Below are 10,533 nucleotides of genomic sequence, written 5' to 3' on the forward strand. Positions count from 1 at the left end.
CGAGTGAGCGCATATTGAAACGCCGCCAATGCCTGGCCCGCAAAAGGTCTCAGGTTCGCATTGAGCGTTGGTTCGTTGGCTTTGAAGGTGAAATTTGCAGCCAGATGATCCTGCAGATTGGCGCCTACATTTTCGTTGGCGTGGACAATCGGGATGCCGAGGCCCTGCAGCAGATTTCCGGGGCCGACACCCGAGACCTGCAAAAGCTGTGGTGATCCTATAGCGCCGGCAGCCAGGATCACTTCCTCTCCCGCCAGAAATCTCTGCCCTCCGTTCAACTCAATTCCGGTCGCCCGAGGGCCGTCGAACAAAATGCGCTTCACGTGTGCATTCGGCCGCAGAACCAGATTGCGCCGCTTAAGGGCCGGATGCAGGAAAGCCTTGGCCGACGAACAGCGACGGCCGTTTTTCGTGTTGATGCCATAAACGCCCCCTCCTTCCGGAGCATCGCCATTGAAATCGTCTGTCCAGGGGAGCCCGACCTCTTTGATCGCCGCATAAAAGTGGCGGTTCACCTTGTGAACCTGATCGGTGACATTCTGGACATGAATGGCACCGCGGCCTTTCGTGTCTCCCGACGGGGTGACTTTGGTTTCCAGGCGCTCGTATGTGGATTTGACGTTCTGCCAGCCCCAGCCTTCGGCCCCCGAGGCTTCCCAGTCTTCGAAATCCACCGGCAGACCCCGGCAATAGACCATGGCGTTGATCGAGCCGGACCCGCCAACGAGCCGGCCGCGTGGCCAGTTTCCCCGACGTCCATCCAGGCCATGGTCCGGTTCTGTCTGGAATTGCCAGGTCCGCTTCGGATCGGAGTTGAGCTTTCCGTAACCAAGTGGCATGGACACCCAGGGCGAGGCGTCCGAACCACCGGCTTCCAGAAGCAACACATTGGTGTCTGGATCTGCACTGAGACGTTCCGCCAGAATGCAACCGGCAGAGCCTGCTCCAACGATGATGTAGTCGAATGTGTCCATCTGTTACGATTCCGGTCGACGCCTCTGACAGTCAGTTTCCGGGAGAATCTTGAAAATCTGAAACGAAAAAAAATTTGGTCTAGCATCGAAAAAATTTGTAGGAATGTATTGTCTTTGCATAAGTCTTTGGTGTGGCGCCTGAGTTCGAACGCTGATCATTCGACGAAGTTGGTATCTGTGATGTCTTACAATCTTCCGCCATTGGTCTGGCTGAGATCCTTCGAGGCTTCAGCCCGTCTGGGAAATTTCACCCGGGCAGCCGAGGAGCTTTTGGTCACGCCGGCTGCGGTCAGCTATCAGGTCCGCCAGCTGGAACACCATTTGGGATATCCCCTGTTCGACAGGGTTCATAGGGAACTCGTGCTCACACGATTGGGGCAGACCTATTTGCCGACCGTCGAAAAGGCCTTTTCGGATCTCTCCATTGCGACTGTTTCAGTATTTGGCGAACGGGAGCGCCAGCCGGTCAGGTTCAGATGTCTCAACAGTTTCGGTCAGCTCTGGATGATTCCGCGAATCCGCTTGTTTCAGGAAGCGCATCCCGGCATTGACCTGCAAATGATTTCAGCTTCCTGGGCTGAAACCCTCAACCCGGAATTGTTCGACATTGATGTTCGTTTCGGTGATGGCGCCTGGACCGACGGCGCTGTTGAGTTCTTGCTCAACGATCCGATTGTTCCGGTATGTCATCCGAACCTGTCGCTTGCCCCGGGACAGCGCGATCTTGTTGCGCTTGCACAGGCACCCCGCCTGGACATTATGGGGGTCATCGACACCTGGGAGAGTTTTTTCCGGTCCTTTGGACATGCGGTGCCCAAGCGCACGGGATTGCAGGTCGATCAGACCTTGTCGGCGCTCGAACTGGCGGCTCTCGGCCATGGTCATGCGCTGGTATTGGAAACCCTGGCACGGCCTTACCTTGAAAGTGGCCGGCTGATCCGGTCTTCGGACAGGAAAATCAAAAGCCGTCACAGCTACTACCTGGTAACGTCCGCACCGCGACAGGGACTTGGTCCGGATGCACAGATGTTCTGCGACTGGATGATCCGGGAAATGCGAAAAACGTAGCGCGCAGGTCACTCAAAGATGGAAAAGGTGAATTCGAAAATCCGTTCGATCGGATCGGAAGGTTTGGGGTCGTCATAGCGGTTCAGATCCAGAAGTCCTGCTTGAACCGCGTCCTGTGCATTCAAGTGCGCCTGGATCTTGTCATAGGTTTGCCAGAATTCCGGGTGCGTCCGGCGAATGCCATAAGTGTCGATCACATTCACATAATCGTCCTGGCTGTTGATCCCGCGAACGGCCTCGACAAAATCAGAGATATCTTCCGCCTTCACCTTGAACACGAAATTCGGGTAACTGCTGAATTGACCCGGAACAATCGTTAGGCTGTCGTCCTCCGGTTCGCGGCGCAAGTCCTCATTGAATATGAAAGCAACATTGCTATGGGCCTTGTCATGCGCCAGCGTAAAGACTTCTTCCGCATTCCCGGCCTCGACGAACAGCACTGAAATATCTGGAAGATACTTGGCAAAGGGGGCCGGTTCGACCGTGAGTGGCCGAAGTTGACCGGCAATGGTGGCCGGTGCGGCACAGGTGTCGCCCTGGCAGCGATTGATCGGATCGCTGATTGGCCAGAGTTCGGGTTCGATGATCAGGAGTTCGGTCAGAAATTCGGATTTAGGATGGTCTGTCCTGAATTGAACACCTGTCGGCGACGTCGTGTCGATCGAACTTTCCTTCCACAGATCGACAAGATTGACGAACGTCCCCTGGTACCATTCGTCGTGCAATGGAATCCGGCGTTGCGGCGGAAGGAAAGACAGGAACATCCGTTCCCCCTCGCGGCGCAGGCTGTCCATGTAAATGCGTGTCGTCAACTGGTGTTCGACATTGCCGAAGACATCGAACCCGGCAACAAGATCGTAGTAGATCCGTTCGAAGAGCGGGAAGTCGATCACCCAGGCCGTTTCGGGTACGGAGCCTTCAAATCCGGTGACCACGGAGGCTGAAGAAAAGTTTCGATAGATGGTCAGGCGCGCATCAACACTGGTGCCGTCGCCGTCCCAGATATCCTGGTATCCAAGGCCGCCTCTTTGCGCAATTCGCTTCGCATAGCGATCTCGCCGAAAGGCCTGGTACTTGACCGGGCCGGCCAGCAGAAAGCTCTTGAGCCGCTCGGTAATCGGTCCATCAGATTGCGCGACGGGCAACTCCAGGATCGGGATTGCATCTTTCAGGAACGTCGGGTCGGTGACGGACAGATCGGAATCTGGTTCCAAAAACGATACCCAGAATCGGTCCTGAATAACGTTCACCGCAACCTGGCCGTAGCAAACCGGACCGCGAATGAACGAGCGAACGAAATAAAGGGCATCATCGAGCAGAAACTGATAACGGCTGCGCGCCGGAATTGTTTCATATGTCGAAAGCGGATTTCCACCTGCGGTATTTGTGTAGGCGGGCAAGTCGGTCAGCGTCCAGTCCGGTTTCAGGAACAGATCCTGATACCGTTTCAGCCGGTTCGGGCCGATTTCGTAGACCATATGTTCCTTGAACAAAATGGTTCCATCGACCGGAATGAGCCTGTAGTGGAAGGCGCCGCCCGGATCGTCGAACGGGCGCCTTGACGCGATCTCGTCCGGTGGTTCTCCAGGGGCGGTTCTGGAGCGAATGATGCGGAAGAACCGGTTCGGGTCGTCTCCTTCCAGATGGAGATGCGCCAGAAACAGATGCTCGTAGATGTAACGCGCAGTGAGCTTTGCTTTGAGACCGTCCTGATTGAAGAATGTCTCGATCTCCTGGATCCCGGCACTGACTTTCTCCGGCAAGGGGGAGCCGGTTTCGTCGCCAGGTGCGCCATCCGATGCCCAGGCAAGCAGACGTCGGTAATCTTCTTCAGGCAGCGGGGCGGTTGCGAACGGCATGCCACCATACGGATGGTTGGAGAAATAGCTGTTCATCTCGCCGGGAGCCGGGCAGCTGTTCTCCCGCATCGTTCGAATATCCACACTGTCCGGCAGTGCGGCACCCAGCTTGAAGTCTTGCTTGCGACCGGCTTCGAGTAGCTGTTGGAGAACCGATGGTGCACCGTTGCTTTCGGTTACGGAGAAAAAGCCTTTTTGCCGCCACTGGGGAACCGTTTTGGCATCGATGCCCAGACGGGTCATCGGCGCATCAGTCAAGCGGGAGCTATCGTAGACCTTCGCTTTGGTTGCACCGCGCAGCCAACCATCTGGTGAAGAGAGTTTCAGCTGACAGGGGGCATCGTAACACCCGTGGCAAACAACACAGCGCTTGTTCAGGACATCCTGCACGGAAGCCCGGTGTGGTTGCGAAACGGTGTCTGAAGCGGTTGCCGGCTTGCCGACGGCATCAAATATCGTCAGCAGGGAAAAAACGATTACCATGTCGCGCAGATTTGCAAACCACAGATGTCTTGCCAATCTGTTCTTGTCCTGCCGCATGGAGGTTTCTACCCCTCATCTTCATCCATTCGCGGGCGTGTCTTCCGGTCTGGTGTGTCTGGGCCCTTATAGGTGACCAGATAGGCCCAGGCTGCATAAAGGGCAATTGCGCCGGCGATAAAGACCCAGGTTGAATTACCGTAAACAAACTCTACACCGGTCCAGCCCGCGCAAAAAGCCACGAGCAGGATCCTGCGCCAAAGCGGGTCAAGCCAAGGGTGTTCAACCGGTCCAAACACAGTTTTGCCTTTCTTATAGGTCATCTGGTCGCCGCCCACCGCGGACAATTGCCGCTAGGGGAGCCTCAAGAGCCTGCAAAATCAAGCAAAATTTGGCCGGCTTTAGCAGATTTCACCTTGAAACCAACGGTTATTCAAGGGAAGGTGACGCCTCGATCCGGGCGGGAACGAAAAAGATATCGATAGGGATTGGCACTCCGATATGCTGACAGCGCTTGACCTTCTGACGGCGAATGACACGCCTGGCCAGCATGCGCCTTCTTATTATGCAGCAACTGCGAACCGGCAGACCTCTCATCCAAAACTCGAGGAACACAAAAGCTGTGATGTTTGTGTCGTCGGTGGCGGGTACACGGGCCTGTCGGCAGCGCTTCATCTGGCAGAACGTGGGCTGACAGTCATTCTGCTTGAGGCTAACAGGATAGGCTGGGGAGCGTCAGGACGAAACGGAGGCCAGGTCGGCTCCGGACAACGTGTTGAGCAGACGGTTCTGGAAGAGCGCCACGGCAAATCACACGCCAGGCTTCTCTGGGATCTAGCTGAAGATTCCAAGGCGCTGGTCAGGGACCTGATTAGCCGTCACGGGATCGATTGCGATTACACGCCCGGCATCCTGCATGCTGACCATCGCAAAGGGTTCGTTGAAGAAAGCCGGGACTATGTCGAGCATCTCCAGCTTGTTTATGGTTACGAAGACATCCGTTTTGTAGGTGGCGACGAAATCGGCGAACTTGTTGGCAGTCCGCGGTATTTCGGTGGCTCGCTGGATACGGGCGCCGGGCATCTCCACCCGCTGAACTTCGCCCTTGGCCTCGGCAAGGCTGCAGAAGACGCCGGTGCGCAGATATTCGAGACGACGAAAGTGATCGGGATTGAAGGCAAGGGCAGGGGGCGTGTCACGGTAAAATGCGAGGCGGGTGAAGTTCAGGCTGGGCATCTGGTTCTTGCGTGCAATGGTTATCTCGGCCGTCTTGATCGGGAGACAGCTGCTCATGTCATGCCGATCAACAATTTTATCGTGGCAACGGAGCCTTTTTCCGAAGACGAGGCTCGCAAGATCATTCGGGACAATGTTGCGGTTGCCGACAGCAAATTTGTGATCAACTATTTCCGTCTCTCGTCCGACCGGCGATTGCTCTTCGGCGGTGGCGAAAATTATGGCTATCGTTTTCCCGAAGAAATCAAGTCCTTCGTACGAGAGCCAATGCTGGAGATCTTTCCGCAGCTGGTCGATGTCGAGATCGACTATGGCTGGGGAGGGACACTTGCAATCACACCAAAGCGCATGCCGTATTTTGCCCGGCTTGCACCAAACATGCTGACAGCCAGCGGCTATTCCGGTCATGGCGTCGCAATGGCAACACTGGGCGGACAGATCCTCGCGGAAGCGATTTCTGGCACAGAAGGCCGTTTTGACGCGTTCGAAAAGCTGAATATTCCGGCGTTTCCAGGTGGAGACAAGCTTCGTTTCCCATTGCTTGTATTGGCGATGACCTGGTTCTCCTTGCGCGACAAGCTCGGAATATAAAATGTTGCAACTTCGTACAGACGCCCGAAAAACCATCGGCAGCTATTGGGAAGCCGACATTCCACTGCCGCGTCAGGACAGACAGCTGATCGGCAATGCATCGTTTGACGTTGCCATCATCGGCGCGGGATTTGCAGGGTTGAGCGCAGCACTGAAGCTGGCTCAGTCGGGTGTCTCGGTCTGTGTCGTGGAAGCGGAGCATGTCGGATATGGTGCTTCAGGACGCAATGGAGGTTTTTGCTGCCTCGGTGGCACCAAGCTCGACGAGCGCCAATTGATCCGGAAATTCGGCCTGGAGGAAGCTCGGAAATTTGTCGCCTATCAGCTGGCCGGCGTTAATCTGGTCGCTCAGCGATTGGAAAGCTGGGATGTCGATGCCGACCGTCATTCCCAGGGAGAGATCTATCTCGCCCATCGTCCGAAAGACGTTGCAAGCTTGAGATCGGACGCGGAGTTTCTGAAACAGAATTTCGGCATCAAAGCCAGATTGCTTACCAGGAGTGACCTGAAAGCAGAAGGTTATGGCGGCCCGGGGTTTCATGGTGGCTTGCATATGCCTTACGGGTTTGCCCTGAACCCGATGAAATATGTCCAGGCTCTGGCCGCAGAAGTGAGGGCCGCGGACGGAAAGATATTCGGCAAGTCGCCGGTGACCGCCTTGCACCAGGAGGGGGATCGCTGGTGCCTTGAAACCGAACATGGTTTTGTCCGCGCCAGGAAAGTGGTGCTTGCCGGGAACGGTTACGCTCGGGAGGATGCTCCGAAATGGCTGCACGGGCGAACTTTGCCGGTCATGTCGTCTATCCAGGTAACCCGCCCGCTGACCGATGATGAATTGGCGGCGCAAGGCTGGACGTCCGATACGATGGCGGCAGATACACGTATTTTGCTGCACTATTTCCGGCTTCTGCCCGATCGTCGCTTTTTGTTTGGCACTCGGGGAGGAATATTTGAAAACGCGGCGGCCCTGATCGCGATGCAAAAACGGGCTCATGCCGATTTTCAATCCATGTTCCCCGCCTGGGCGGATGTCGAAACCGACTATGACTGGCACGGACATGTGTGCCTTGCCCGGACAATGACACCCTTTGTCGGCGAGGTGCCTGGTATGCGTGGTGTCTACGCTGCGATGGGGTGGCACGGCAGCGGTATTGCCATGGCTTCGATCTCCGGTGAAAAGGTCGCCGGCCTGATCACCGGTGGCGTCAAACGCCAGGATATGCCTGTCGCTCTGCAGGAGCCCTTCAGAAAATTTCCCTTTCCGGCCTTCAGGCGGCTTTACCTGCAGGGCGCCTATTGGTGGTATGGCTGGAAGGACAGGTGAAGTTCTCCGCGGCGCCCGCATGCCCGGACGCCACAGTGTCTGAGTGTTACTTTACTTTGATGACGTATTTGTCGACCACATTGCGGATCTTTGCAGAACCCGAAACATACATGTCCATGGTGAAGCCGATCTTGAAAACGTCCTCGCCCCGATACCCTCTGTTGGGTTTGTAGATTACCAGCGTTCCCTTGACGGTTTTACCGGCGCAACGACCGGCCTCTTCGTTCAACGTTCCACTTGTCCTCTTGAAACTGACGGTGCCATGTTTCGGAGCCATCGTCACTTTCATGTCGGGAGCGGCTCCACTCAGGCAACCTGGAAGGATCGTGGCTTGTGAGCCGACGACGGATGCTTTGTTGGCCGGCACGGTCTCGCGAACGGTATCAGCCTGCGCAAATGTGGAAATCAGTAATAAAGTCAAACAACTAATAATAAGTCGCATCGCAGCCCCCTTGTTGTCTTTGCTGGTGCTGCGTTGATAGGTTGCAATCCTGAGTCGGACAAGTCGCGTAGATAAAAGTCAGTTCAAGCGTTTGGAAGTGTTGCAATTTTGCATTGTAGTCACAAAGAGTTGGCCCGTATTTCAAGCGTCGGGTAGAACGCACTAGGCAGAATTGATTGCGATGGTATGGACTATGACGAGTGAGCGGGTCTTGATCAGGCGGGCGGCCTTTGGGGACATGGACGATTTATATGCCATATGCCTCATGACCGGCGCGAGCGGGAAAGACGCAACGGCGCTATATGCGGACCCGAAATTGATCGGTCACATCTATGCCGCTCCCTATGTCGTTCTCAACGGCTGTATAAGCTACGTTGCCGAAGATCAGGAAGGCGTTCTGGGATATGCGGTTGGGGCGCCTGACACGCGAACGTTCGAGCGCCTTCTTGAAACAGACTGGTGGCCCAGGCTCAGGCCGGCGTATCCGAACCCGACCGGTGACCGGAACACCTGGTCACCTGACGAGCTCCGGGCCCGGATGATCCACCATCCGCAACCCGTGCCGAACGACATTGTTGGCGATTACCCCGCACATATTCATATGAATCTGCTGCCGAGGGCCCGAGGCAAAGGCGTCGGTACTCGGTTGCTGGAAGCCTGGATGGAAACCGCAAGAGCGGAAAATGTACCGGCGGTTCATGCAGGGGTCGGCGCGTCCAATCAATCGGGACTGAAGTTCTGGTCCGCACGCGGCTTCAGGTCGGTGCGCACGGATCCGGCAAACGGTTCGAATGGTACAATCTGGACCGGGCGTTTTCTTTAATCGTTCAACTGCACCTTCGAACCTTGGCGACATTGACTTCGCTCCAGATCTCGAACCCGAGTTTGCGATAAAGAGCGATTGCGCCGTGATTGTCGGCATAGGCATGCAGGAAAGGTGTGTCACCTTTCTCGCGGATGGTGGTCGCCACGTGAAGAGAGAGCGCGGTTGCAAGGCCGCGGCCCTGAAAATCCGGATGGGTGCATATGCCACTTACTTCGGTGTAACCGGGTAAATCGAGGCGCGTCCCGGCCATTGCGGCCAGTCGCCCATCCAGCTTTACACCCCAAAATGTACCGAGCTCTGGCGTTCGATGTTGGAAAGGGCCGGGTTTGGTCAAGTTCGCAAGTGCGACCATGTCTGGAATGTCGTTGTCGGTAAGTATTTCAATCGTCACGTCTCCAGACCCTTTGGGACTGGGTTTTTCCTCGGTCATCAAAACCCCTTTTGTCGAGATCTCGGCGACCAGTTTGTCGGGAAGCAAAATGTTTTCCGCCTGAAGCAGCAGAGCGTAATCGTTCTCCGGTGCGATCAGATCGGCCAGCGCATCAAGCGCACTGGGAGAATTATCCATAGAGACGGCGAAAGGGGAAACGGCGGGATCAAAGCGTTTCGCCAGTCGGGTGCCCAACGAAAATCGATCCTGCCGCGTGGTCAGTGCCGACCAGACAATGCGGTTGAAAAACTGTGACATTATCGCTTCATCCGTTTGATCGTTTCTTGTCGTTCTTTGACGGGACCAATTGATCCCAGTCGGGAACGGGCGTATTCGGGAGGCGCTTGCTCAAAGGTTGGTCGGCAAGAGCATCTTCCAATTGCGCAAGCTGCGTAAGCAGCGGGCCGGATAACTCTTCACAGGCGCCTTGCACCAGGAAAGCGGTCGCGGGCCACAATGTCTGTTTCAGCAGGTCGACATAGGTGCGTCCCTTTTCGGTCAGGGCGATCTGATTAACTCGCTTGTCCCGGCCATCGGACAATGTCTCAACCAAGCCATCAGTTTTCATCTTGTTGGCCATGCGCGTCACTCCCGGTTGGCTCTGACCGAGGGCTTTGGCGAGTTCTCCGATGCTCAGGGGACCGTGACGGTCGAGGCTTGCCAGAACCGGATGATGTGAGGCTGGCAGGTCTGTTGCTCCCATCCGCGAAGCAAGTTCCTGTGTCTGAGATTGCAGCTTTTCCCCGATACGCTTCAACCGGCTGCCAAGAGTGGCATAACCCAGGGTGCGGACGACATCTTCAACCATAATCACCTCATTCCATAACAATATATATAACAAGTTATAAATATTGGCAACTCTAACTGTTTGACATTTAGCTATTTTAAATATAACTACTTAGTTATGGAACAAGTTGGTTATGAAGCCGCGTCTGCTAATCTGGACGCCGTGTTCGCAGCCTTGGCGGACCCGACACGTAGGGCGATTTTGACGAAATTGGCGGCTGGTGAGGCATCGGTGAATGAAATTGCCGCTCCATTTGAAATGAGCCAGCCGGCGGTTTCCAAGCATTTGAAAGTTCTCGAGCGGGCGGGGTTGATCACCCGTGGTGCAGACAGGCAGCGCCGCCCGGCGCGGCTCAATGCCAAGCCGATGAAGGACGCAATCGCCTGGCTAGAGGAATTCAAACAATTCTGGGCATCGAGTTTCGACCAGCTCGACGCTCTTCTTGAGGATCTGAAAAACACAGATAAGTGGGAGTAACGTAGTGTCATTGCCTGAGTACATTCTTGAAAGACGATT

General features: G+C 55.5%; 11 protein-coding genes. 5 read left to right on the forward strand and 6 right to left on the reverse strand.

Annotated elements, in window-relative coordinates; genetic code table 11:
- The coding region (locus K5905_RS17820) for a GMC family oxidoreductase (RefSeq protein WP_297586278.1) at positions 1–974 on the reverse strand (974 nt) is incomplete at its 3' end.
- Positions 975–1,154: 180 nt separating this feature from the next.
- Here K5905_RS17820 and K5905_RS17825 point away from each other — a divergent pair.
- Complete coding sequence (locus K5905_RS17825; protein ID WP_297586280.1) at positions 1,155–2,042, forward strand: LysR substrate-binding domain-containing protein; 888 nt, start codon at positions 1,155–1,157, stop codon at positions 2,040–2,042.
- Positions 2,043–2,050: 8 nt separating this feature from the next.
- On the opposite strand, the gene K5905_RS17830 is transcribed toward K5905_RS17825, so the two are convergent.
- Both K5905_RS17830 and K5905_RS17835 read right to left on the reverse strand, forming a co-directional pair.
- Complete coding sequence (locus K5905_RS17830) at positions 2,051–4,441, reverse strand: fatty acid cis/trans isomerase (protein WP_297586282.1); 2,391 nt, start codon at positions 4,439–4,441, stop codon at positions 2,051–2,053.
- Positions 4,442–4,449: 8 nt separating this feature from the next.
- Complete coding sequence (locus tag K5905_RS17835; RefSeq protein WP_297586284.1) at positions 4,450–4,704, reverse strand: hypothetical protein; 255 nt, start codon at positions 4,702–4,704, stop codon at positions 4,450–4,452.
- A gap of 178 nt (positions 4,705–4,882) precedes the next feature.
- Here K5905_RS17835 and K5905_RS17840 point away from each other — a divergent pair, with 178 nt between their 5' ends.
- Positions 4,883–6,208: an FAD-binding oxidoreductase gene (locus K5905_RS17840; protein ID WP_297586286.1), complete on the forward strand. Its 1,326-nt coding sequence runs from the start codon at positions 4,883–4,885 to the stop codon at positions 6,206–6,208.
- Between the two features lies 1 nt (position 6,209).
- On the forward strand, positions 6,210–7,532 hold the full coding sequence (locus tag K5905_RS17845; RefSeq protein ID WP_297586288.1) for an FAD-binding oxidoreductase: 1,323 nt from the start codon (positions 6,210–6,212) through the stop codon (positions 7,530–7,532).
- Between the two features lie 46 nt (positions 7,533–7,578).
- On the opposite strand, the gene K5905_RS17850 is transcribed toward K5905_RS17845, so the two are convergent.
- The gene (locus tag K5905_RS17850; protein ID WP_297586289.1) at positions 7,579–7,974 is read right to left on the reverse strand and encodes a hypothetical protein; all 396 of its coding nucleotides are present in this window, start codon (positions 7,972–7,974) and stop codon (positions 7,579–7,581) included.
- A gap of 238 nt (positions 7,975–8,212) precedes the next feature.
- Between K5905_RS17850 and K5905_RS17855 the strand changes: the two genes are divergently transcribed.
- On the forward strand, positions 8,213–8,797 hold the full coding sequence (locus K5905_RS17855; protein WP_297586290.1) for an N-acetyltransferase: 585 nt from the start codon (positions 8,213–8,215) through the stop codon (positions 8,795–8,797).
- A gap of 4 nt (positions 8,798–8,801) precedes the next feature.
- Here the strand turns inward: K5905_RS17855 and K5905_RS17860 are convergent, their stop codons facing one another.
- Together K5905_RS17860 and K5905_RS17865 are read right to left on the reverse strand one after the other, a co-directional pair.
- On the reverse strand, positions 8,802–9,488 hold the full coding sequence (locus K5905_RS17860) for a GNAT family N-acetyltransferase (protein ID WP_297586291.1): 687 nt from the start codon (positions 9,486–9,488) through the stop codon (positions 8,802–8,804).
- A 7-nt stretch (positions 9,489–9,495) separates the two neighbouring features.
- Positions 9,496–10,038: a MarR family transcriptional regulator gene (locus K5905_RS17865; protein WP_297586292.1), complete on the reverse strand. Its 543-nt coding sequence runs from the start codon at positions 10,036–10,038 to the stop codon at positions 9,496–9,498.
- A gap of 96 nt (positions 10,039–10,134) precedes the next feature.
- Here K5905_RS17865 and K5905_RS17870 point away from each other — a divergent pair, with 96 nt between their 5' ends.
- Positions 10,135–10,494, forward strand: a complete 360-nt coding sequence (locus K5905_RS17870) for a helix-turn-helix transcriptional regulator (RefSeq protein WP_297586294.1) — start codon at positions 10,135–10,137, stop codon at positions 10,492–10,494.
- Positions 10,495–10,533 lie beyond the last annotated feature (39 nt).

The sequence above is a fragment of the Roseibium sp. genome (assembly GCF_025698965.1).
GTDB lineage: Bacteria > Pseudomonadota > Alphaproteobacteria > Rhizobiales > Stappiaceae > Roseibium.